The following is a 24,586-nucleotide window of genomic DNA, read 5'->3' on the forward strand; positions in this document are numbered from 1 at the left end:
TGCAAATAAGATTAAGTTCGAGACTTTGAATCATGTATCAGAGATAAAGTTTTCGAGCCCAATTTATAGAAACTTACGTTAAAACTACCCATCATTTGAATCTGCATATTGTAACCTTCCGGTCCAGATTCATTCTCTAAGATTGGTATAAAATTAACAGCAATCCCTTTTTTAAATTCGCCGTTTAGATTGAATTTTCTCAAGGCATTTTGATAAAGACGATCTTCTTTAATACTCAAGTTTGAGGGGTGATTACCTTCAAAATAACTATATTCTGGCCCAGTTCCGTTAAACCATTCGTTATAAATAGTCAACCAATTAACCTCTTTCCCTCTTTGCACTCCTGACAGCATCTGCCGACCACTTTTTATAACGTTCCAATTTCCTTCATTATCTCTAATATGAGTTATCTGACTCAAAAAAAATCAGTATGAAAAAAATCGACTCCTATATCGTCGCCCTTCGTCGATGTCTAGTAAAGAAACTAAAATAGAAAAGCCATTATATTCACTTGAACAGCAACAAAATCACTTATTTCTTGCTGCTTAAATTTTAAAAACCGCAGGTTACCCCCTTCAGAATCTATTGTTTGCGCAGTTAAAGATAGAAGCTTTTAATAAAACAAATGAGAAGGGCTTATGAACATTAAAATTCGTAAGCCCTTTTTTAATGGATAGTTTTTCAGCTCCTTCCGATGAACGGGGCTTGATTTTACTTACTATATTCTATCTCCTTTAGATGTTCTATCGCCCTGATGGCATTGGGCTTTCCTTTTGATTGCCGCATAAATGTTTCAACGACTTGGTTTAAAGTATCAAAATCCCCTTTTGCTTTTAAGAGAGTAGTTAGATATTTAAACCTTCCTATTTCCGTAGTCCCCGCATAGCTATCATTCATCCAACTGTTTATTAATCCTTCATCAGATAAGCGTTTATTTATTTCAGGCATTACAATATTTTAAACAGCTTCCATTACATTAGAAGTGAGGCTACTCAAATTGTCTGATGCATTGAAATACCACCAATAATCAGGACTACGTGGCATAAACTCTCCAACTCTTGCACCCCAATGACATTGTTCAATTCCCGGTTTTGCTGAACTATTATAGCCATATTGTAATTGTCCCAAAACATCGGAATAGACACCAAAATTTATTGTAAATTTGATTATATCTTTCTCACTTTCCCTGCTTTTTTGTAAGTTTATAACTCCATAATTCTTACCCACTTTCAAGTAAAAGCTATTTCCCTTTTTACTGAATCCCATTGTTTTCAATATAGGGGTTAATACTTTACTTAATTCTTTAAATACAGCCATTTTATTTTACCATTTTTTAGGTTTTCTAACTATACAGGATAACCATTTTCATTAAGCCAAGCATCTTTCAATTTTTGCAAAGAATGGTAACGAGAACTGCCTACCTTAGCTTCTATTCCCCCAAGTTAACCCCATTATGCCAAACATCTAAATCCATATAACGCCCACCAAATGACGTACTTTTGAAAACTTCTGCATATACCGTACGTCCCTCAGCTCTCAGAGCGTCTGCCAATTGATCTCTAAACAAATTACCTGAAGCAATCTTACCCCGTAATCGTACTGTTTGTACTATTTGTCTATTCATGTTTTTCCGTAATTTATTTCATGTCACAATTTTCTCTAACAAATTCAACCTGGTCAATTAAATCGATTATTTCTGAATTGAAAACTTTAAAATACGGTAATAATATAAATCTATCTTTAGACAAAAATTCAATAGTATGCGTAGACGTGTTAATACCATTTGATATGGAAAGAATGGAATCTTTTTCAATTCGATATTTAAATGCCACTTTCTTATTATAAGGAAGATATTCTATCAAGCCAGAATCTCGTCTGAAAGTAAATATCATAGAGATATCCTCTACTTTTCCACGCCATTGACCAACTAATCTGATATTTTTGGAAACTTGATTAGGTATTGAAGAACAAAACAAAACCCCGATTAGAAACACGAATATTATACCTTGCAATTTATATTTTGACATATTAATTTACTTTGGAATTCTCTTAACGAATAATGCAAGCCGCACTATAGTATGTAGCATTTTCGCTAATCTTTATTTATATAGCGAATTGTTGTACAATACTAGGGTGATCAAACCGAATTAGAATATTTATTTAGATAGTTCCATGCGATAAATCCGTCATCCATTTTGTTCGTTGCGCTAATAATACGTTTAGCAACTGTATCCCAACCTACGTTAACAACACTATCAATATCATCATATCCTGGCTGAAATACCACTATCCATTTACTTGTATTTTCAATAAGTAGAGATAAAAGAGCATTCAACTCATCTCTATAACCAGCATCTTGTATATCATTAATTTCTTGTTTTAAACCTTCTTTAATAGTAAAGCATTCCCAAATTTCTGTATTAAATTCATTTGGCAAATAGTTTAATACAAAAGTTGGCACATCTGATTTCATAATTTTAAATGATTTATACAACGCCTCCTCAGGACCTTGAGGGTATGCAACCTCTCCCCATTCAAAAAAAGGTTGTTGAATGCTTAAATTTTGAACATCACTTTCTTTTTTTGAAATGATAATTTCGAATCCTATATCCATGATTTTAAGTTTTAGCACATTCCCAGCGAAACGTCACTATTTCCGCTCTTTCAACTTATTCCTCCTATAAATCAATAATTCTGAGCATACATATATAGTAAATACAAATATCAGTATGATTTGAGCACAATCATTCAGAAAAGCCAATTTATCCATCATATTTAGGTTTACTTTTAAGTTCAAATAAATTTTTGATCATCTTAACCGAAAAATAAATAATCAAAATTATATGAAGCAACAGGCTCGCAGGCGTCAATTCAAATGCATATCCAGATTCATACCTCACCACGGTATTCATTTCTGGATTATGGGCCCCAATTCCACCAAAGGGTATAGCTACTTTATAGTTATAGTCTCTCAAGCGAATCAGAGAATCGTAAGATCTAGCATAATGCAATGAATCATAGCTTTCAATTTGTTTTTCGTCCATATATAGAAATGGCTTCAGTTCTTAAATTATTTAATAAAATTATTTGTACTATCCGGCTTTATTGATAATGGTCTAAAATTGAACGTATCTCGTCTTGCTTCAAGCTTACCCGTTTTGATGTATTTTCGTGAAGTTATGATAAACTTTCTTTCATTTACTACCTGTCCTTTATCAACATAGGTTTGATATTTTTCAGCATAGATTGGGGTTAAGTATCGTTCTATTGTAATATGATTTCCATCAACAATATATAATCCCCAAATATATCCCGTCTTTTTGTCATTAATGTAACTTTTCGAAAAAGTTTCATCAATATTCTTAAAACCGTCTTTGATATCAGGGTTCCCGCCTTGATAGACTATTCCGTTTTTATACAGGAAAATGACATCAAAAAAAACGCTATCTAATTTTGAATAATAATACCCATTTAATAAAAGTCTTTCACTATCATTTTCTTTCAGTTGCAATGTCGGCAGTTGCCGACGAACAGAACAGGAAACTATTAAAAAGAAAAATATATAAAAATAAATTGTTCTTACCATACCGTAAATGGATTAAGTGTGCGATTCAAGTAATTTATTGATAAATTAAAATGATTTAAACAATACTCATCAATACAAGCCTCAGCATATCTGAATTCAAAAGTATTTTGTCAGGTATAGTATCAAAGCCCACATTCTCCTCAACTTCTGAAAAACCTATTCGATGAAGTTCAAATTCAAAAACGTATAATTTTTTATCATTCCAAACATCTAACATTATTGAATCAGATAATTTTTTTTTTATACTCATATTACAAAACCACCCGAAGTAAATACGAAAGCTTCTCTAACAGCGTTGGGTGTTGCATCATTAATTTCAATCAATGTATCACTATTTTATCTCTGATACTACATCCGAAAAATCTTTCCACTCCAAATGCGAATAAAAATCCCTGACCACACCTATTTTACTGAAAACAGAGTTAAAACATCCTTCATTTAATACCGCTTGGAGAGCTGCATAAATTTCCCGACGAGAGAGCTCTTTTACAATAAGCATATCTGTAGACCAAAAATAAATTTCACGATTTTTCTCCATCAGTTTATCGATATTAGTCAACGTAAACAATGTTCCAAAATAAACCTCATCATTCTCTAAAATAATGTTGACATCAAGGTTATCATCATATACATCGATAACTTGATAAGGAGCTGGAAATCGAACTTTAAATTTCATAACCTTAAGTATAGTTCTTATTTTTTTTTCAACAATTCGGCCCTTGCATTCCTAAAAGGAGAATGCTCAACAAAATTTTATGATCAATTTTTTCAATGCTAAATTTCGCGTTATGGCGATCCATCTTGAAAAAGTCCAAATCTGTTAGCAGATATACACCTTCATTCAAATTTTCAGGAGACGGAAACCACTCATAAGAATAGACATCCCTGCCCTTACAAACAAAAATAAATCGGGCACCAACATCTGTATAGCTCCTCAATTCAAAACCTAAAATTTCATTTATTTCATCTAAAGAATACTTTCCACTAAAATAATAGACGGTGTCCCAATTAAAATCAAAGGCTTTATCCATATCCAGAACGCATCCATTATTTGTCTTACATTGCTGAAATTCTCGCATTACCGTATTATCAAATTTAGGATCTTGGTAACAACCCAGCATAAGAAAGACCAACATAAATACATAATATTGGAACTTTTGTTTGATCATCCCAACATACTCCTGATCGCAAGCCCATTCGTTCTTACTCATATTTTACGTCGACTTCATAATACATGGATGGTGGACTTGGTGTTTTTTTTATGGCCTTATATTTATGTTTATCCAAAAATGCTGAATTTCCGGATAAATAGATCCGGTCGATCTTCTCAAAATAATTGTAATAGTCAATCAGCGATCTGATTTTATCCCCTAAATCCTTATCCCGAAACTTAACGATGCCGTTTTCGCTTTTATAAAAAAAATCGTTATCATTATTAATCAATAAGATATCGTCTTTAGAAGTAATCAGGTAAATTTTATAGTCTCCATAAGGGTACATTTTATTGTCTTCGCGGTTAACAGTATCTCCCTGAGTTCGATATTCATTTACTATCGTTTTATACAACTTGTTCCATTCGACACTATCTAACAGTTTATCATGGGCCTTTGCAACAGCATCGTAATCAAATATATTTTGTTGAAATGTTGAAAAGCTAAATTTGTCATCTTGGATAAGTCCATCTTCAAAGATAACTTTAATATAAGGACTGTCTGTCGTAAATGCGCGGTCCATCTTTTGATTTTCAACAACAGGTCCATTGCAGCTTGATATAAGCAACAGGCAACTTATCATGCTGGCGAACAACCAATGTAGAATCTGTTTCGTTTTTTTCATTTCTGATTGCCCATTTTTAAACATATTTTCATAATGCTATGTTACGGAAGTTTATTTCTTACGATGTTTATTGTCCTAACTTTCCATAATTATGCTTGGATTAATGCCTTTCCAAATTCCATCCAATCGGTTTATCTTCCAGATCTGTGATGTCAAGCCCATTGATTAATGTAAAAAGTGGCTCTTCAGGAAAATTATTTATACGCAATAGAATGAGCTTGTCGTATTCTTCATTGTAATAGTAATACCCAATTTCTGGATGTTTTTTCCAAAAAATAGTTGACGAAATTAATTCTTCATTGTTCATAAGACCTTTATTTAGTAAACCTTGGTCATCGCGTTACCGGTATGTTTGTACCGCAATCCCAGATTATCCAATACCCTATTTTTGAAGTTTCCTATAGCAATTTTTCTATCACGGATCTCCGCTTTATTTTCAGGTTTGTTGTTAACAAGTATTCTTTCTCCCGATTGTTTATTTTCCACAGAAAGAAGCAATAATTCGGTTGGAGAATCCGCTGGAACCGGAATTAATACCCAGTAGATATCATTATTTTTCTCATCATTGACATAACCTTTGTAAAAATACGGACTGTTCACACTAATTTTAAATAATGAATCCTGGAGAGTCATGTTATTATAAGCCATAGTCTCTCAAGCGAATCAGAGAATCGTAAGATCTAGCATAATGCAATGAATCATAGTTTTCAATTTGTTTTTCGTCCATATATAGAAATGGCTTCAGTTCTTAAATTATTTAATAAAATTATTTGTACTATCCGGCTTTATTGATAATGGTCTAAAATTGAACGTATCTCGCCTTGCTTCAAGCTTACCCGTTTTGATGTATTTTCGTGAAGTTATGATAAATTGTCCTTCATTTACTACGTATCCTTCATCAACATAAGTTTGATAGGATTCACCAAAAGCAGGTACTTTATAACGTTCAATTATGATATGATTTTGATTTATAGTATAGATGCTCCATATATATGGGATTTTTCTATCATATGAATTATTGAAGTTATCTGTTGCTAAAAAATTGCTATCAACACTATTTATACCAGCACTTACTTCTGAACTGCCCCCGTCGAGGACAATACCATTTTGGTAAAGAACTATCGAATTATAAAGATTATTATCTTTTTTAACATAAAAATAGCCACTAAGCTTTATTTTTCCACTCGTGTTATTTTTCAAAATCAATGTTGGCGCTTGTCGATAAACAGAACATCCCACTGCTAGGAAAACACTACCTATTAATAAATACTTTACCATACCGTAAAAGGATTAAGTGTGCATTTCAGTTAATTTATCAATAAATTTCGAGCTTTAGAAACGCTACTTACCAGTTGCGCTCTTACAAGGTAGGCAACTCCTTTATTCCATTTTGACTACCATCTACAAGATGTATCTCTTGTCTTCGTTTGATGCCAAATCTCGTTCCACTTGCAATACTTTCCTGAGTAGACAGTTAGACCCCAATAAACACTTTCATAATTGAAAAATTCTAGGTAATTTAAACTGCATATATCGGTAAGCAGGAACAAGCGCTAGAAACATGAAAAACTTCGAAAGAATCGGAAACGAATACAAAATGAAACCCCAGCTAGGAACCTATGTGCCGTTGATCGGCATTTTTTCCATTATAATGATAGTGGGATTCGTAAAACTTCCCGAATCCTCTTTTAAATGGTGGATGCTCGGTATTTTGGTCATCCTAATAATTTCCCTGCTGCGATCATACTTTATCATCGATATGGACAAAAGGGAAATGCGTGTACGTAAAGGTCTTGTAGGAAAGGAAGTAACTGTGCCGCTCGATCGCCTAGAGGGGTTTACCATCCACAAACTCAAACAATACGGTCTCATTACTATCAATGTGTCCCTCATAGCACGTTATCTCCACGAGAATGGTAAAGAAAAAAGGGTACAGCTTGCACAGAGTTACTTTACAAAGCCCATTCAGCGGATCTGTAATGAGATCGACGAAATTATCGGGGCGGGTGACGGCCGGTAATATTCAAGATCGCTGCCATCACATCATCCCTTAAATTTCGGGCGATCGGAATTTTATATTCCCCCACGTGTAACTGATTCCCTTCTATGATTGCTATTTTACTCTTATTGACCAGGTAGGATCGGTGGCAAGCAATAAAGTGCTGTGCTGGCAGCATGCTTATCATTTGCTGTAGGCTGCAATAGGTCACTTCACGTGTACCTGAGGTATGCACAACCACGTAGTTACCCATACTCTGTACAAACAAGATATCCTGAATAAAAATCTTTTTTAATTGTTTGTCCACCTTCAGAAAGATATGCGCCTCCTGTGGATTTGCCAACACCCCTGCCGAAGGAGCAGTGTTGCAGAGTACATCGAATGCCCGATTGGCCGCCTTAAAGAAGCGTTCAAAAGGTACAGGCTTTAACAGATAATCGACTACTTCCAATTCGTACCCGCGCAAAGCATACTTTTCGTAGGCCGACACCACGATAATCTTCGGCGGATTGCTTAAGCTCGCTATATAATCCAAACCCGAAATCTCGGGCATCTCAATATCAAGAAAGATCAGATCAAGGGGATGCAAACGCAGATATTGGCTCAATTCAATCGCATCTTCGCATTCCACAACGAGCTTCAAAAAATCTATTTTTGCTATATAAGATGCAATTCCCTTACGCGCAAAAGGCTCGTCGTCTAAGATAGCACATTTGATTTCCATCATCATCACTTATAAATCTAGTATTAATTCTGCCAAAAAACACGTTCCATCGGCACGCGTTTGTAAGGTATGCCGCTGCGGATAGCGCAGTGCCAACCTCTTTTTCAGATTGGAAAGTCCAGCCCCCGACTCCGTTCGCTCAGTCCGCGGAATTGCTGACGCATCGGCAGCTGCCCCAGACAAACTGTTTGAAATACTGAAATAGATTTTAGTTCCTTCACGCTTGAGGCAAATCGCAATCTCGTATGCTCCTCGCACATATTTAAAGGCATTCTCTATTAAAGGCTGAAATAGTAGAGGATAGATACGGACACCTGTCCAATCCTTTTCAATGTCGGTATGCACATGCAATCTTGCCGTCAGCCGCTGCTGCTGAAACGCTATATACGATGTCAGAAATGCAAGTTCCTGCTCCATGGAGACCTCCTCATCCATCGTGTAAATCTGGTAGCGCAACAGTTCCGAAAGCTGCTCAACACTTTTTTTTGCTGTTGTATTGGATTCGTCAATCTGAAAATAAACGGTATTGAGTGCATTGAACAGGAAATGCGGATGATATTGACTTTTCAGCAACTGCAATTCGGTATCTAACTTATCCGCTTTGATCTGTTCAACGTAGATGCGATTTTCGGCCATATTCCTGTCGCTGCGCTCGTTCCGCAGAAACATATAGTACAGCAGAAAGAGCGGCACATAAATCGCATTGACCAAGATATAATCAATATAACCGTCACCCATATATACCCAACCGAGGCGCTCCGACACATATACGGTTGGATTCAATAGACCCATTATCTGTACGACGGCAACCATATACTCTACCGCTACATTGGTTTTAACGGTAGGCTTCGCAGCAAATATTCTGCCCAGCCGCCGCCGCCACAGGAAGGTGATCACATAACAAAAAATCACCGAGATGAGCAGCCCGACCGAATGGATCTTAACACCGCCAGACCAAAACTCATTTTTCTTCGTTAAATCCGTCACCACACGAAGAATATTGAAAGAAGCGATTCCCCAAAGCGCCGGGCCTAGATAAGGTATGGGATTTACACTTAGTTTTGCAATGCTCGCTCTCATGATATCAATAATTAATCCGGTTACCTTCTTCTAAACGGTCGTTGCCAGGCACGCTCTTTAGATTATCTTTCTTTCCGCGGTGTAATCGGTAGGAAAGATTGATCCCCACGGATCTGCTATCGTACAACTCCCGGTATTTGCCTTCCATAGCGTCACTGCTAAAGGTTATTTGAGGCCTGTTTGTTCGGAAAAGGTCATTGCCATAAATATACAAAGTTAATTTATCTTGCAAGAAGGTTTTGCGTACTCCGGTATTCATCGACCAGAGGGAAGCAATAGTAGCCTGCCCCTCGGCAGTAGCGCCATTCCAGAAACCGTTGAGGTCTACACTGAGTTTAAAAGGCAGACTGATAGTATGCTGGACTTGCAAAGAAGGGACAAGCCGCCTATTTTGCTGCACATCGTTTCCTGTAAGCCATTCAAAACTACTGTACATCAGGTTTCCATTCAGCTGGATGGTCCACTTTTTGAGGGGAGAAATATTGGCCGCATTGAACCGCAGCCCCACCGCCGATGCATGTTTCAGGTTCATCGGCATCACAATAGTCCGCCCGTGTTCGTCCAGGTTGTAGCTCTTGCTGATCGCATTTTGCCGCTGGCTATAGCGGAGCTGCAGTGAATACGAATTTTTAAACAACCAGGTAAGCTCCATATTGTTGGCAAATTCGGGTTTCAACGCCGGATTTCCTTTCTCATACAAATAAGGGTCGTTTACCTCAACGAATGGGCTCAAGTCTTTAAAATTGGGCCGGTTGACCCGCCTATGGTAATTGACCGAAAGCTTTTGCGCTGCATCCAGTGCATAAGTGAGGGTAAGGTTGGGGAAGAAGTTGCTATAGGATCTTTGTACGGTAAAAGCTGTATCCAGTTCATGTGCCGTGGTGCTCTTAAAAGCAGTATCCTCAAAACGTAGCCCCAGATCGATCTGAAAAACGTCCGACGGGTTGTACCGCGTTTGCATAAAAAGTGCTTTTAGCTGCTCCTCATGGCCGAACGCATTGCTTAGCTCGGGACGCACTTGCCAATGCTTATCAGCTGCCTGTTGAAATAATGAACGGGTATTCATGTCCACCTGCGTCAATTTTCCTCCAAAGGAAGCCGCCACATTTGGTCGGATGTCAAGCAGGTATTTCGATTGTATGGTTGTAATCGTAACCTTCCCCCCCGTCTCACCGCGCAGCTCCTGCTGGGAGGCCATCGCTGATCCGTCAGCACCAAATTTATCCAACAGTTGATCTTGAGTTTCCGCTTGCCTAAACTGTTGCCGGTCAACATAATTCTCCCATTTGGAACCGGTACCGAGCTGGAGCGTTACATGTGCGCCTGTGCTTAAATTCTTAAAAGTATGCTTTAAGATATTCGCGGTTGCTATGCTGGAATCTAGCTGTGAAGAGCTGTAAAAAAAATGAGAACGGACAGCTTCCTGTTTGGTCCGCTCATGATTGTTGATCAGCACATAACCCCCTATTTTCACGTTGTCATTGGGCGTATAGTCGAGCGTGCCGTTGTAATAATGATTGTGGTACTTTCTTTTTCTTACGGCATCCATATCCAATCGTAAGGCATTGCTGCCCATATCCGTCCCAGGGCTGATATACCGGGTGGAATTGACAGCAATCAATTCGGTACCTTCCCCATACGAATACGTATGTGACGTTGTCCACTTGGACGCATTGGCGGTCACGGCGATATTTTGATAAGTCCGGCTATATTTCCCCTGTTCGGCATTGCTTGCTACCGACACAGTTAGGCCATTGGCCTTACGAATGGCTTGTTTGAGATTGATAAACCGGGCTTCACCGTTGGCATCCAGGGTAGCATCTGGCTGTGTAATAAGTTCGACCACATCAAGCGATGAAGCGGGCATGGAGGCTAGAAAATTGATCAGATTTTCGCCATTCATAAAATTTGTCTTTCCATCCACCAGCAACTGAATGCCGGCTTGCCCGTTTAAACTGATCGTACCGTTTGCTAAAATACTCACGCCGGGCATCCTGCGCAGCAGCTCCAGCGCGCTCCCCGAAGAACCTGCACTCCCTTTGGTGACCTGATAAGTCAGCTTGCCGGGAGCAATTTTAAGGGGATTTACCCGCCCCGACACTTCAATCTCGCTCAGCCGTATTGACTTAAGGGTAGTTGTATCCTGTAAACAAAAATTGGTCTCTCCATACGCCGCACAGCAAGCAAAGAGCGCTGCGGCAAACTGCAGATAAATAAATTTTGTGGTCATTATTCGTATTTCTTGATTTGATACGAATGTATTGACCGAATTGCGGTTACCTAAATAATTTATTCGAACGGTAAGATCTGCGTGATGAACGGTAAAAAGCCACGACGAGCGGCGCTCGCTTTTGAGTGGTATTACTAGCTTGCGCCCAAATTGCTACACCTTTAATTTCCTGTTGCGGGAGCCATCTCCATGGTATACTTATCGATTCCTTGACTAAAGCCGTCGGGCACAATATCAACAATGGAAAAGCCATTTTTTTCATAAAAGCCCGCCGTATGCTGAGACGTTTCAATTTTTAGCATTTTGTCGGGATACCTTTTCTTTAAAAGAGCTATTCTAAACGCTGTCAATAGCTTACCAATCCCTCTCTTATGATATAAAACACTGACCATACCCCAGGCCAATCCAGCCTCATTATTTCTGTTATCAAAAAATATCCCACCACAGGCAACAGGCCGGCCATCAATTAAAACGACGTAATAATCAGCCGGAATGACCGCATCCAAAAACTTTTCAAAAAGTTCCAGTTCGTCCGCAGCAAAAAATTTAGGCAGGTTACTGTTGAAGATTGCAAGACAATCTTCTCTGAAGTCCGGTGTGTATTGAACGATTTGCATGAGTTCCTTTTAGCTATGCGAATGTAACAAATAAACGCCTGAATTGCTAGGTTCAGGCGTTTTCGTTATTGGCTTTTATTTCCAGTTTTTGATAATTTCGCTTATCTTTTCAAAGGAGGTTTCTCCGCCGCCGGTACTTCGGTATACGATGGTTCCGTTAGGATCCACGAGGATCTTTGTTGGAAATCCAGTGACATTCAGACGCAGTACATAATTGTTGCTTCCTTTGTCGTTCAATATATGCGCCCAGTTGAGGTTGTGCTGTTCGATGGCTTTTCGCCAGCTGTCATTTTTATCGGACGCAATGCCCAGCACACGCAGTTGATCGGGGTAGCTGTCTCTCAATTTTTTCAGATCAGGGACATCGGCCATACATGGGCCACACCATGAGCCCCAAAAATCGATGAGGTAAAATTTCCCCTTCCAGCTGTTGGAGTCAAACACCTGTCCGTCATATGTATTCCTGGTGTTTATCTGGAATATGGACTTGCCTACATCATATTTACTTCCCGCCACACGGTTCTTTAAGATCGTATAGAACGGGGAGCTTTGGTACGCCTTCGCTACAGTAGGTAATAGAGCCTCCACCGTGTCGATCGTCACAATCTCCCTGATCAGCATATCTTCCAGGTAATACAGGCCAGCTATTGAGGAAATATTTTTCTTTAAAAAGTCCTTCAAGTATTTTTCGGCTTCGGAATCGATCTGCTCTTGTTCGGCTTCAAGACGCTTTTTGAGCGCTTCTTCTACTGTATCTTTTGCCAGTTTCAGTTCAATGTTTGCCGATTTATTCAACAAGGGGTGATAGCCCTTATTGAGTTTACTGATGACATCATTTTCTTTATCCCCACTCGGATATACTTCAGCAAAATCGGACAGCTTTCCTTTCAGTAATATTTTACCGCCCGGCATGGCGACAAACCAGATGGATTGGCTTTTGACAGGAATGTACCCTCGGTCGACACGCTTATAAAGCGATTCGGTCGGAAGCGTTAGGCGTATGATCAGCGGTACGGAAGTGGTATCCTGATAGTATATCTGTCCATTTTTAGTGCTGCCCTTTTTAAAGACGACATCTGAGAACCCATTCCAGATGGTCATGTTGTAGGTACTGTCCTTCAAGTCGGCAATTTTGGAAGTGACTGTAAAGGTTTTGCGCTGTCCGAAGCTATATAGGCAGCTCGCTATCAACAGGCTTATTGTGATTACTATATTTTTGAATTTCATGACGTAATGTATAATCGTATTTCATGTTTTAATAAGGATTCTGCTGGATCTGTCCCTTGCTGGCATCGATCTCCACACCGTTGATCGGTACGACCAAATGCTTACTTTCGAGCGTATAAATTTGGGGTGTAGAGAGGTCAACTCCTGTTCTATTGACTTGGTAAAAGTCTCTCTTTACGGTAATATTATCCGCAGCGTAGTCGTTGACACTAAATCGGCGTATATCGTACCATCGCATCACAAAAGGAAGTTCACGGCGTCTTTCAGCCAGCACCTGTTTAATCGCTTCATCCTTGTTAGCTGCCGTAAGTGCACTATAGGTGGACATCCGTTTTTGACGTAGGGTATTGACCGCCAATAAGGCATTCTGAACATCTCCCTGACGGGCCAGCACCTCGGCTTTATTAAGAAGCATCTCGGCTCTCGTCGGACCTGAAACTAAGATGCTACCGTCGGTAAACATGGTGTACCGATACGCAGCTGGTGTCACGACATTGAAACGCCGGCCGCCATTCGGAATCATCAGATGCTTGTAACGGAGATCGTTGGTCTGATCGTACAGCGCTACCAGTGCGCTACTGGGCAAATACCATTGTTCACCGGTATATTGATAACGGCTGTAGTAGAGCTCGCTCCAATAGAGATATTTCGCGGCATTCCAGTCGTTTAATTGACTGTACCGGAGCGTTGCCGCTGGATTGCTGTAGGAGACACTTCTGCCCGGAAGTATGGTATTATAGTCCACTAAACTTACGGTAGCCGACTCCAGTGCCTTGTTTGATTCGGCTAAGCTCTTATCGTAGTCACCCGTAAATAAATAGTACCGGCTCATGAAAGCTGAAATAGCTTTCTGGCTTACCCGCCAGGTCTTTCTAGGATCGACATCGACTTCAGCCACTTTCTTTGCTGCTTCGATATCTGCCAGAATGAAATCGTAAGTTTCCTGAAGTGTAGCCCGTTTCAGCGATTCTTCGTAATCTACGGTACGCTTTAACGGCAGTCCTAAACTATTCATATTCGCCGCAGCATAAGGCGCACAATAATTATTGACCAGGATCCAATAAGACATCGCGCGGATAAAATGGGCATCCGCTTTAACCCTTCGGCGACTGGCTTCATCACCGCTAACCAGGTCGATGTTTTTTAAAATGACATTTGCGGTGAAAATCTTTTTGAATTCTCCAGTCCACAGCTCGTCAGTAGCGAGGTTTTCAATACCCGCTGTAGATGACACATAACGCTGAAGACTATTGACTGTAAAAGCCGTGACGTTATTTTTGTACAGCTCCTTGCTGATCTCCGTATCGTCGGTCGAATAGGTAGCCGTAAAGTTAGTTTCTTTCGAAAACTCGGTAGCATTATTGACCAAAGCTTCTAACTGCTCCACGGTTTTGATACTAGCCTGTTTCTTGGGCTCTTCGGATAGGTATTTTTTGCAGCTTGCGGTCGTCAGTATGGCAGCGGCAAACCCGATATATAGGAACACTCTCATGTTTTTCTGTTATTAAAATTGAAAATTAATACCGAATGTATAGCTCTGTGCAGGTCGCATCGTACCTGGTAGCCAATCGGGATTGTACCCTTTCGCATTGGCATGCCAGATCAGGCCAAGGTCACGCGCCTGTACAAATAGATTGACATGGTTTAATCGGATGGCTTCTGTCCACCGGTTAGACAACTTGTATCCCAAACTAAGTTCTTTTAACTCGATATAGGACGACTTTTCCACCTGGCTGCTTAGCGCCTCACTGTAGCGATCCCAAAGGTAGAGGTTAGGCTCATCAGGAAGTGCAAATCCTGGAATATTAGGATTCCCCGCCAGCACTTCATTCACATATTTGTTGACAAAAGTCTTATCAGACCCTACGAGTGCTGCATAGTTAAATACAGGATTACGGTATACACCACCCATCTTGCCCAATAGGATACACATGATGTTAAAATTACCGAGTTGTAACGTATTGGTCCAGCCGAGTGTATGTGGTGGTACGCTAGTACCCATGTAATGTAGGAATGGAAGTCCCAAACCTCGATTGTACAGGGACACATCATTGAAACTCTGCTGACTATTGTTCGGTCCGGCGACATGCGGTACTCCATTGATCATACCGACGTAGTCAAAAGCATAAATAGAACCTACGGGGCGGCCTTCAACAAAAGCCCCATTGATCATTTGGTAAGTATACAATGAGGGGTTATAGAGCTGGTCTATATTATTTGCGTTAAAAGCATAATTGATATTCGTCTGATAAAGTATGTTTTTGCTTACTTCGACACGCGTACCCAGTGCAATTTCGAACCCTTTATTGGTGATTTCGGCATTATTGAATTTTTGGATTTGTGTTCCAGTTGCTGTAGGCAATGCGATCTGCCCAATGATTCCAGAGCCCTTTTTGCGGTATAGATCCAACGAACCAAATAGCAGGCCCTTATATAGGGAGAAGTCGGCTCCAAGGTTGGTTGACGCTGTCTTTTCCCAACGTAGGCTAGGATTACCATTATCAGCAATGGTTGCGGTAATGGTGCCTGTTGATGTATTTAGACTGCCACCTACATTGAGTAATGTCGCTGTGGAGGTCGAATTTTCCATATTCCCATTTTTACCATAGGTCAGGCGCATTTCAAGTCGGTCTATACCTTCTTGCGAAGTCATAAATTTTTCCTTCGCGACATTCCATTTAGCTCCTATTGACCATAATGGTGACCACCGTAGTTTGGGATCGTCTGTGATGAAATTCGAGGCATCACTTCGTATACTTCCAGACACCGTATAGCGGCTCAGGTAGGTGTAAGCTGCATTTCCGTAAAGTGACACAAATTTGTTTTTTTGCCACTTAAACGTTGTATTACCGCCTGGAATCGTGGTCGGGTAACCTTCAAAATCGGTAAATTGGTCTACCGAACTACCATAACCGTAAGGTGGTGTAGTCGCCTGAAGCTTGTCTTTGTAATAGCCGTACACGGTCGGATTGATGGTTCCGTTAGTCAAGTATTGCGACACTTCAATACCGGCAATGGCCGAGATCTGATGATCGGCACCGAACGTCCGGTCGAAGTTCAATTGGTTCCTAAAGACAAAACTTTGTATATCCTCCGCCCCCAATTCCTCGTCATTGGAGCCATCTTCATATTGTCTAATGCCACGTCTCAAAATTCCGCCTTTGGGGATATAAGCTTTACCTACGGTCTTTGTATCATCGTCATACTGCGTTTTTCTATTCACCAGACTGCGTACATAGAAGGTACTTTCATCATACATACGCTGCCGGTCTATCTTATTGCGCTCGTATTGGAATTTGGTATCGAAGGTAAGCCCTGGAATGATCTTGAGGGTAAGGCCCGTCTGTATACGGGCATTGATACGCTCGTCAGTAAACTCTCGGCCACGCACTTCGCGCAATAAGTTGTACGACCAGTCGGCATAAGTGAATTTTTCAGTCGGAATCAGACTAAGCTGTTCACGGTTGTAGGTTTTTAGATTGACCCCATAACTACCATCTTCGTTCAAGAGCAGTTCATAAGGCGATAATTGCGCGATCTCCTCAAGGGTAGCCCCTCCGTATTGCTGTTTTTTATACTGTAGGTTGGCGCCTAAGTTAAACTGCAAAAACGAGGTTATCTTAAAATCATTGTTGAAATTCAAATTAAAACGGTCATAACCGTTTTTCTGAAAGGCACCTTTGTTTTTTTCATAGAGAACAGAGGTGTAGTTCCGTACACGCTGATTGCCGGCTTGCAGATTGATATTGTATTGATTCAGTAGGGCATTTTGCGTGAGCAAATCCCGAAGCTGCCCGCGATTATCAATTTTGCTCAATCGGTCTAGTTCGGCGTTCATGTCGGCTGTAGACATTTTACCGTATTGATTGGCATATAATGCTTCCTGCGCTAATGTCAATGAGTTCGCTATGTCACCAAACGAATTCGCATAGGGATAAAAGGCCCAGTTGTTTTCATACGCCTTACGTTCGTAGGCAACATGATCGGCCGAATTGGCTTGTGTAAGGATGTAATTTAGGTCTGGTCTTCGCGCTATCCTGGAAAATGCACTCCCCTGGATGATAAGTTTATTGTCGGTTTTAGCTTTTTTGGTGACAATAACAATAACGCCATTGGCGGCACGTGCTCCCCAGATGGATGCCGCAGCGGCGTCTTTCAGTACAGTGACAGATTCGACGTCATTGGGATTGATATCCGAGAAGTTGCTACTCGATATGGGGAAACCATCCACCACGACCAGTGGTTTACTATCGGCATATAGGGTGCTATTGCCCCGGATCAGAAAGTCTACACTACCGTCTTCATTTTCCTTGGCTTGCATACCCGCTACCGTACCTTGCAGTGCACTGGAAAGGTTGGATGCAGGACGCCTGGCCAATACCGATTGCCCGACCTGGCTGAAGGCCCCTGTAGCACGCTCTTTCGAAATCGTCTGATAACCTGTACTCACCGTGATATCGACACCTTCCAGTGTTGACAAACTTGCCGTAAGCTGGATTAGCCCCATGGATTCTTTGGCTTTGAGCGTGAGGGGTTCATAACCCACGTAAGAAACCAAAATCATTGCCTCTTTATCGGATACCCGTAGGCTGAATGAGCCGTCTTTATCCGTTTTTGTCATCACCTCGCTGTGGATTACGCGCACAGAGGCATCCGATAGACTTTCACCCCGCTCATTGACCACTCTGCCGCTGATGACGATTTGCTGATTAGCGGTCATCACCTCAGTCTTTGGCTTTAATGCGATAATATCGGTATCAATTCGATACGTAATGTTGGTATTTTTGAAGAGCTGATTTAGGACGTCAACCAGCGGCGCGTCTTTTACGGTGAGGCTGAGACCATTGACTTTTTTGATTAGTGCAGCATCGCCAATAAAATCGTAACCACTTTGTTGACGGATTTTATTGATAATAAGTTCTAAAGAAGCATTTTTTTCCTTTAGCGTTATTTTTTGAGCAAAGCCACTTGCATATACCTGACACAGGCCAAATGTCAGCAGCACAAGAATAAGTTTCATCACGACGAGCGTTTTATAGAGGATATAGACAGGAGTCCCCCTCCATTTTTCAAGGTAAAAATTCATACATTTGAGTAATTTGGGTTAGATGCTATTGTTAGTTGTTGGAATTAATGATTGGGACCCAAAAATTGACCGGATGTGTTCGCAGCACATTCGGTTTTTTTTGTGACGCAATTTTTAGTTTTTCACTAGGGCGGGTGTTTCATGATGTTGGTTTTTCGATAGGTTTAGTTATTATTCTGTTGATCTAGGGGGTGACGGTGATTTTTCGTCCCGTTCGTTTAAATTTAACATCAGCGGCGGCCTCCAATGCACGCAGTACGGCGGAGAGGTTGCGCGATCGGGATACGGCACCAATATACGTCTTATTGGACGGTGTCTTTTCATAGGTAAATTCCACATCGTACCAGCGCGCTATCTTATTGAGGATGCTGCCTAAGGTTTCATTATCGAAATTAAAGTAGCCATTCTTCCAGGCTACCGCATGCTCGGTATTGCTCTGGGCGAGCTGGATCTGTTTCGTATCTTCCTTAACGATACTTTGTTGACCAGGCTTTAGCAAAACCGACTTGCTGTCATCAACATTATTTACTTTGACAGCACCTTCTAAAAGTGTAGTTACGGTGGCTTCGGATGTGTAAGCAGATAGATTGAAATGTGTACCCAGCACCTCTATGGTTTGCTGTTGACTGCGTACTTTAAAGGGTTGTTTTTTATTGTGGGCGACTTCAAAATAGGCTTCACCAGCCAATTCTACCACGCGCTCCTTGCCTTCAAATCTGGATGGAAATTTTAAGGAGGAATAGGCATTAAGCCATACCTTTGTACCGTCTGCCAGTACGATATTGTATGTTCCCGTCTTGGGGGTTTGTAGGGTATGAACTGTGGGCGCTTCGGATAAGGAAGAAGTAGGGTCACCCTGAAGCAATTCTGCACCGTCAGCATACCTGATCTGTGCCCCTACGATGATGGTATTCCGGCGCTCACTTAACTGGATAGCGCTCCCATCACCGCTCAACAAAACAGCTTTATGACCTCCCGGCTGAATATCAGCCTGCTGCCAAACCGGGTGCGCTATAGGTTCCTTAGTAGACTCTCTACTAAAGAAATAGCTGACGCCCAATACGAAGATTAAAGACGCTGCAACTGCACTTATTTTAAACAGCTGATTCTTCCTTCTTATCCGTTTGACATTATCGTAGATATTGACCTCAATTCTGCTCTTCACCTCGTCTTGTATACGCTTTATATCCGCTACATTGGCCGTATATTGGCTTTCCTTAAGCTGTTGAAGATGCCAGGTTTCAACCCAGGATTTCTCTTCTTCAGAACAGGTGCCCAAACGGTAACGTTCAAGAATTTCTTTTGCGTTTTTACGCTCCATGATAACAAAGGTTAATACGTTGTTTTGTTATAGGTAGGTTAACGCGGAGAAAAGTAGTAGATGAAATTTAAAAAAAAGTAAAAAACAGCAAGGTTAATTTTGAACGCATGATTTTCAAGGCATTACTCACCTGCTTGCGAACCGTGTTTAGTGAAACATTGCGTTGTTTTGCAATTTCTTCATAGCTTTTTTCTTCCTGACGGCTCAGGATAAATATTTCCCGCATCTGAGGTGGAAGATTCATGATTTCTTTTTCGATCTGCTGTTGCAATTCTTTTTCGAGGAGGTAGTTGTCGGTCGAGTATTCGCCCTGATCCAAAAAATATTGTAGTGAATCGGCATAGCCCTTTCTCACTTTCTGCTTGTCCATGTAGTCAAATAGCTGGAACCGCACAGCCGCATAGATGTAAGAAGAAAAACTTCTATTTATTGCTAACGGAGTCTTTGACCAGAGGGACACAAATACGTCCTGAAGAAGATCCTTTACCACCTCTTCATCGGCTATGATTTTGCGGGCATAAATAAATAACAGCGGAAAATATCGCTCATATAGCACGCCAAACGCTTGTTCATCTTTTTCTAAAACAAGCGCAATCAACTCTTTATCCGATAAATCTGCGTAGCAATACATCTGTTATTCAGAACCTGAAATCAAACTTACATTAAAATTGACAAATTACAAATTCTCCCATTATGAATTCATTGGCTGCGAAAAAAGCCACATCTCCCGACGTGGCTTAAACTAAACATAAACATATGAACCACCACCTGATCTCGTGGTTTTAACATACTCTTAATTGATAGTCACATTAAATGTGAAGGTGGCCTGCACGGTTTTCGTACCCTCGTAGGTATATACCATGGCCTGCTTAACGGTATATTTCTTTCCTGCCGCCAGCACCGCCGGATATTGTCCGATCGAGAACGTTAGCGTACTGGCATTAAATTCCGAAAACAAACCCGCCGTGGCCCCCCATGTGGTGACAGCGCCGGCAGGCGTAAACCAATGTCCGTAGCCCGTAGCCGTCATGTTGGGATTTAAGCTTCCATTTGGCTCTACCGCATAGAATTTAATTTTGCCGCTGCTCATCAAACCCGCCAGGTCTGCCGAAGCTATGCCAAAGGCCTCCCCTAGCTGGGCGGCGTTGACACTTACTTGTGTACCCGAATAGTTCTTCGCATCGGCAGCAAAGCTGACATCATAACTGAGTGCGATATCTTTGGGCTGACTGCTCACCGCATTGTATCCGGTAGCGTTTGTACCCTGAATGTTGATTTCGTAAGGCCATTGCTCATCGTTGCTGTCGTTATCATCCCAGGCATGCGGCTGGTAAACCGATGGAGCGCCCGTGACGACAAACCAGAGTTTGCTGCAATTGGCCGGAACAGTAAAGGTTGCTGTATTCTCTGTACCCTCCATCCGATCACCGTATACCCGCGTACCATCTTTCAGCAAGGCCACATAGCCGTAGCGCCATCCTGCACGACTGGCATCCACCGCGTTGAACCCGGCAGCGTTTGGCAAGCCTTTAAAAGCTACCGAAACCTTTGTTCCCACGGCAGGTACGTCCAGCGGAATCACATTATACCCCGTCGTACCCGGACAGCGATCGTAAGTGACGCGAAGACTTCCATTGGACTGCCGCGTAAATTTGGTTGTCAGCTTACCGATATAATTTTTTCCATAATCCCGGATGCTGTTCAGGTCCCAGGTCACAAAGCGGGTGGCCGCGTCGTAGATCTCATTGTTGAACTGCTTCACATCGATACCCGTGATACGCATGTAAGCCTGCACGGGATCTTCGGGTTTTAACGCCTCGCGCCAGATACGGCCGATCATATCGATGCCATGTTTGCTGGTCCAATACCAATGAATAAAATAGCTGGCATAGCGATATTTCTCGTGGTGAATATGGCGAAAGTAATTTTCTGTATAGACGGTAAAATCGTGGCCTGAGAACGCTTGATCCGGATAGGTCTGATAGGCCTGCCATTGCGCGGTCTGCTCCCAAAACCCATTCCCGCTCGTTCCGCCATAGCCGTAACGAAAGCCATGGCCGCCTTTCAGATCAGCAAATACCTGGTACTGAAAACTGTGCCCGATCTCGTGCGCAATGACGGAACCCACCGGCTTACAGGTGGCCGGATTGATCCACAATGCCCCGATCAGATCGTCGTAACCGCCGCCATAGGCCATCCATTCGGTCGTGTAATGTACAAAAATCATCATCTTGTACTTATCCAGATTGGATCGGTTGACCTTGCGTTCTGCAAACTTCAGGATATTGACATTTAATGCGTAGAATTGCTCAGCTTTGGCCAAAAGATCATCAATATCCACCCGATATTCTTCCGGTACAGCGCTCGCATTGGGATCATTCTTTCCATAACTCGGTTCCCAAAAGACGATAAAATGCTCCGACTGGCGGCTGCGCGAGTAGGACCATTTACTGCCCTTATCGTTATAGTCCATCCCCGCAAATTCTTTGGGCTTATAGATCATCAACGAATCTGTCCCTACGGGCGTGGGCGGGGTGGTCGTCTCCTCTTCGACAGGAGGTTCTACCTCTTTTTTGCTGCATCCCAGCGAAACTAACACCAATGCTGAGACCAGTGTCAGCAGCAGTCTATTCAATTTTATACTTTTCATCATTTGAACTATTTATAGGTAGAGATCAACTGTGTGTGATGGTCAAAAAACGGAAGCGCACGGTATAGGTACCGCTTCTGTAGTATTTGATGGTCGATACGGGATTGAGGTTACGCCCCAAGCTGTTCGCCGTACCCACAATACGATAATAAGAAATGGGATCGCCCGACCAAAATTGCGTGCCCACATAGGTACCATTCATGATGGGATATACCAAGCCCGAAACATTCGGGTAGCGATACACCAGGCCCGTCTCAGTAACTTCCTCCGGATAGTAAGGCGACCAATTTTTAAATGTAGGCCGGTCGCCACGCTTGATGACCTCCCCTTTTTTGGGGTTGAATGGCTTGCCGTTTTTATCTTCCCATACGTAGATGATTTTGTTTTCCCCTTCTGGCTGGTGCTCTACGCTGATCTCATAGTCTGTATAGGGTAAAAAATTGGCCTCGGCACCGTAGTCCGAACTTGTGCACGACTTAAATAAAATATCCTCCTTTTTAGCACCGATGATATTAAAATCGAGGATACTCTTAAATTTTTTCTGTCCGGCAACATTGCTCACCTCCACATCGATCGTGTACTGCCCCGGGGTCACAAATTGGGTTGCCTGTGTAAATCCTACCCGGCCTCCCGTCGCGTTGAGCATCATCGGTGGATATTTAGCCTTCCCAATTTTCGCATTTAATTGATCGAGGGTGGTATCCCGCCAGGTAACCTCGGCAAGGTAGGTGGATATCTCATGCTCTTTAGTAAACTCTGTGGTCACCTCACCCGTCTCCTTGTTTCGTACCGCCAGCAGATTCACGGTCAGCGGCGTGGTGCTTCCATTGGCCACAATGGCATCCGTGTATACCACAGCCCCCTGGTTGACCTGCAGGTTTTCCACATTATAACGCAAATTTTCATTTAAATAACCGACTTGGTCACTCTTGCAGGAATTCAATACCAACACCGATAATCCCGCTATGCCTATGATAAAACTTCGTTTTTTCATCTGTTTTATTTTTTCATTTGTGACAGAACCACCCGGTTGATTCCGAAGCAATGCGGAATCAACCTAGCTGGGTTCATAATTTATTTGATCTTAATGTTGAATACAAAAACAGCATTCAAATCGCCTTTAGTTTTGGACTTGTACACCAGCGATTGGCGGACCGTGTAGGTACTTCCCACTGTTGTTTGTCCCGGATACTGCAAAATATTAAAGGTCATTGTTGCGGTTGCCAGTTCCGATACAATGCGCGCATCTTTGCCCCACGAGCAGGTTTTGCCACTGGCGTCAAACCAGTGCCCCGGTGCGTTGGCCGTACTGTTTGCATTTAGTGTACCATCGGGCTGCACGGCGTAGTAGGTGATATCTTTACCTATCAGCGCAGGTATTGCCCCACTTTCCACACCATAAAAACGCGCTAAGCGCGGAAGCAGCACATTCACTGTGGTACCTGTGTAGCCCGCTGCATCATATTTGATGCTCAAGTCGTAATTAAAGGTAAGCGTAGAACCCGCTTCCACAATTTTAGGCCCTGTGAGGATACGTGGCGTAAAATCACCGACAAACGTATGGGTGTTGGCCAATATATTCAGCGTGGTGCCCGAGGCTGTTTTTATGCCTGTTGTCTGACAGTATACCCGCATATCGGCCATGTCATCTTCTTTTACGGTAACGATACCGTCGGGACTGATCTGATCCGCTTCACCCCGTATTTTGACGTAGTATAAATTATAGACGGGCCCCGAAGACCAAAGGGGTTTGGGTTGCTTCTGCCTATGGTAGACAAATCCACTTATATTGGATGCATTCTTGATTGCCGTATACGCGGTGCTGGCCGTTGCCAGATCGTAAGGCGCATCGTTGTAGATGTATGCCCTGACGGAATCTATTGGAATCTCGCTTAGAAACTGGTCAAAAGAATATTGCGCATTTTCATCCACAAACTTTACCGAGTCTGCCTTTTGCTTAAAATAGCGATTGACCGAATAATCCGAGGGCGCCCAAAACGTTTTGGCTTTGTTAATTTCATCCTTCAGTTTAAAATGGTCGATCACCAGCAACAAGGTATCGAACATCCCAGCGGGATGAGCGGCCAGGTAGTCGTAAGTAGACAGATTGACTTCAGCTTTATGGAGACCGTCGTCTGTCAGATAAGCCGCTTTCTTGCAACCGATCACTGTCAGTCCAAAAGCCAGCAGCAACGCTAATCGATATAAGGTTTTCATTTTTTTCAAGTTT

General features: G+C 41.9%; 27 protein-coding genes. 1 reads left to right on the forward strand and 26 read right to left on the reverse strand.

Annotated elements, in window-relative coordinates; translation table 11 throughout:
* Window positions 1-11 precede the first annotated feature (11 nt).
* From QE382_RS18565 to QE382_RS18630, 14 genes are all read right to left on the reverse strand, one after another.
* The gene (locus tag QE382_RS18565) at window positions 12-419 is read right to left on the reverse strand and encodes a hypothetical protein (protein WP_307187234.1); all 408 of its coding nucleotides are present in this window, start codon (window positions 417-419) and stop codon (window positions 12-14) included.
* Between the two features lie 292 nt (window positions 420-711).
* Entirely contained in the window at window positions 712-948 is a 237-nt protein-coding gene (locus QE382_RS18570; protein ID WP_307187235.1) for a hypothetical protein, read from the reverse strand.
* 9 nt (window positions 949-957) lie between these two features.
* A complete protein-coding gene (locus QE382_RS18575; protein ID WP_307187236.1) occupies window positions 958-1,317 on the reverse strand; it encodes a DUF4304 domain-containing protein in 360 nt (119 codons plus the stop codon).
* 112 nt (window positions 1,318-1,429) lie between these two features.
* Window positions 1,430-1,624: a hypothetical protein gene (locus QE382_RS18580; RefSeq protein ID WP_307187237.1), complete on the reverse strand. Its 195-nt coding sequence runs from the start codon at window positions 1,622-1,624 to the stop codon at window positions 1,430-1,432.
* Window positions 1,625-1,637: 13 nt separating this feature from the next.
* Window positions 1,638-2,027: a hypothetical protein gene (locus QE382_RS18585; RefSeq protein ID WP_307187238.1), complete on the reverse strand. Its 390-nt coding sequence runs from the start codon at window positions 2,025-2,027 to the stop codon at window positions 1,638-1,640.
* A 110-nt stretch (window positions 2,028-2,137) separates the two neighbouring features.
* On the reverse strand, window positions 2,138-2,614 hold the full coding sequence (locus tag QE382_RS18590; protein WP_307187239.1) for a hypothetical protein: 477 nt from the start codon (window positions 2,612-2,614) through the stop codon (window positions 2,138-2,140).
* Between the two features lie 148 nt (window positions 2,615-2,762).
* Entirely contained in the window at window positions 2,763-3,044 is a 282-nt protein-coding gene (locus QE382_RS18595; protein ID WP_307187240.1) for a hypothetical protein, read from the reverse strand.
* Window positions 3,045-3,070: 26 nt separating this feature from the next.
* Window positions 3,071-3,586 carry a hypothetical protein gene (locus tag QE382_RS18600; protein ID WP_307187241.1) on the reverse strand — a complete coding sequence of 172 codons (516 nt, stop codon included), beginning with the start codon at window positions 3,584-3,586 and terminating at the stop codon, window positions 3,071-3,073.
* A 331-nt stretch (window positions 3,587-3,917) separates the two neighbouring features.
* Window positions 3,918-4,262, reverse strand: a complete 345-nt coding sequence (locus QE382_RS18605) for a hypothetical protein (RefSeq protein WP_293955567.1) — start codon at window positions 4,260-4,262, stop codon at window positions 3,918-3,920.
* A gap of 28 nt (window positions 4,263-4,290) precedes the next feature.
* Window positions 4,291-4,797 carry a hypothetical protein gene (locus QE382_RS18610; RefSeq protein ID WP_307187242.1) on the reverse strand — a complete coding sequence of 169 codons (507 nt, stop codon included), beginning with the start codon at window positions 4,795-4,797 and terminating at the stop codon, window positions 4,291-4,293.
* Window positions 4,790-5,422 (reverse strand): hypothetical protein, encoded by a 633-nt coding sequence (locus tag QE382_RS18615; protein ID WP_307187243.1) that lies wholly within the window; start codon window positions 5,420-5,422, stop codon window positions 4,790-4,792. The genes QE382_RS18610 and QE382_RS18615 overlap by 8 nt, the downstream gene beginning before the upstream one ends.
* Before the next feature lie 100 nt (window positions 5,423-5,522).
* Window positions 5,523-5,729, reverse strand: a complete 207-nt coding sequence (locus QE382_RS18620) for a hypothetical protein (protein ID WP_293955570.1) — start codon at window positions 5,727-5,729, stop codon at window positions 5,523-5,525.
* 11 nt (window positions 5,730-5,740) lie between these two features.
* On the reverse strand, window positions 5,741-6,070 hold the full coding sequence (locus QE382_RS18625; protein ID WP_307187244.1) for a hypothetical protein: 330 nt from the start codon (window positions 6,068-6,070) through the stop codon (window positions 5,741-5,743).
* Window positions 6,071-6,175: 105 nt separating this feature from the next.
* On the reverse strand, window positions 6,176-6,700 hold the full coding sequence (locus tag QE382_RS18630; RefSeq protein ID WP_307187245.1) for a hypothetical protein: 525 nt from the start codon (window positions 6,698-6,700) through the stop codon (window positions 6,176-6,178).
* A 283-nt stretch (window positions 6,701-6,983) separates the two neighbouring features.
* On the opposite strand from QE382_RS18630, the gene QE382_RS18635 reads away from it, so the two are divergent.
* The gene (locus QE382_RS18635) at window positions 6,984-7,442 is read left to right on the forward strand and encodes a hypothetical protein (RefSeq protein WP_307187246.1); all 459 of its coding nucleotides are present in this window, start codon (window positions 6,984-6,986) and stop codon (window positions 7,440-7,442) included.
* On the opposite strand, the gene QE382_RS18640 is transcribed toward QE382_RS18635, so the two are convergent.
* The 12 genes from QE382_RS18640 to QE382_RS18695 all read right to left on the reverse strand — a co-directional run bounded on the left by QE382_RS18640 (window position 7,417) and on the right by QE382_RS18695 (window position 24,573).
* A complete protein-coding gene (locus tag QE382_RS18640) occupies window positions 7,417-8,151 on the reverse strand; it encodes a LytR/AlgR family response regulator transcription factor (protein WP_307187247.1) in 735 nt (244 codons plus the stop codon). The two genes, QE382_RS18635 and QE382_RS18640, sit on opposite strands and share 26 nt — an antisense overlap.
* Window positions 8,152-8,154: 3 nt before the next feature.
* Entirely contained in the window at window positions 8,155-9,225 is a 1,071-nt protein-coding gene (locus QE382_RS18645; RefSeq protein ID WP_307187248.1) for a sensor histidine kinase, read from the reverse strand.
* A gap of 4 nt (window positions 9,226-9,229) precedes the next feature.
* A complete protein-coding gene (locus QE382_RS18650; protein WP_307187249.1) occupies window positions 9,230-11,455 on the reverse strand; it encodes a TonB-dependent receptor domain-containing protein in 2,226 nt (741 codons plus the stop codon).
* Between the two features lie 161 nt (window positions 11,456-11,616).
* The gene (locus QE382_RS18655) at window positions 11,617-12,072 is read right to left on the reverse strand and encodes a GNAT family N-acetyltransferase (RefSeq protein WP_307187250.1); all 456 of its coding nucleotides are present in this window, start codon (window positions 12,070-12,072) and stop codon (window positions 11,617-11,619) included.
* A gap of 75 nt (window positions 12,073-12,147) precedes the next feature.
* Window positions 12,148-13,299, reverse strand: a complete 1,152-nt coding sequence (locus QE382_RS18660) for a thioredoxin-like domain-containing protein (protein WP_307187251.1) — start codon at window positions 13,297-13,299, stop codon at window positions 12,148-12,150.
* Window positions 13,300-13,327: 28 nt separating this feature from the next.
* On the reverse strand, window positions 13,328-14,791 hold the full coding sequence (locus tag QE382_RS18665) for a RagB/SusD family nutrient uptake outer membrane protein (RefSeq protein ID WP_307187252.1): 1,464 nt from the start codon (window positions 14,789-14,791) through the stop codon (window positions 13,328-13,330).
* Window positions 14,792-14,803: 12 nt separating this feature from the next.
* Window positions 14,804-18,385: a SusC/RagA family TonB-linked outer membrane protein gene (locus QE382_RS18670; RefSeq protein ID WP_307187253.1), complete on the reverse strand. Its 3,582-nt coding sequence runs from the start codon at window positions 18,383-18,385 to the stop codon at window positions 14,804-14,806.
* Between the two features lie 184 nt (window positions 18,386-18,569).
* Window positions 18,570-19,706: a FecR family protein gene (locus QE382_RS18675; RefSeq protein WP_307187254.1), complete on the reverse strand. Its 1,137-nt coding sequence runs from the start codon at window positions 19,704-19,706 to the stop codon at window positions 18,570-18,572.
* Window positions 19,707-19,773: 67 nt separating this feature from the next.
* On the reverse strand, window positions 19,774-20,337 hold the full coding sequence (locus QE382_RS18680) for an RNA polymerase sigma factor (RefSeq protein ID WP_307187255.1): 564 nt from the start codon (window positions 20,335-20,337) through the stop codon (window positions 19,774-19,776).
* Window positions 20,338-20,499: 162 nt separating this feature from the next.
* Window positions 20,500-22,359, reverse strand: a complete 1,860-nt coding sequence (locus tag QE382_RS18685; RefSeq protein WP_307187256.1) for a DUF4859 domain-containing protein — start codon at window positions 22,357-22,359, stop codon at window positions 20,500-20,502.
* Window positions 22,360-22,381: 22 nt separating this feature from the next.
* Window positions 22,382-23,350, reverse strand: coding sequence for a hypothetical protein (locus tag QE382_RS18690; protein ID WP_209576230.1), 969 nt, complete (start codon window positions 23,348-23,350; stop codon window positions 22,382-22,384).
* 80 nt (window positions 23,351-23,430) lie between these two features.
* Window positions 23,431-24,573 (reverse strand): DUF4859 domain-containing protein, encoded by a 1,143-nt coding sequence (locus QE382_RS18695; RefSeq protein WP_307187257.1) that lies wholly within the window; start codon window positions 24,571-24,573, stop codon window positions 23,431-23,433.
* Window positions 24,574-24,586 lie beyond the last annotated feature (13 nt).

The sequence above is a fragment of the Sphingobacterium zeae genome (genome assembly GCF_030818895.1).
Classification (GTDB): Bacteria; Bacteroidota; Bacteroidia; order Sphingobacteriales; family Sphingobacteriaceae; genus Sphingobacterium; species Sphingobacterium zeae.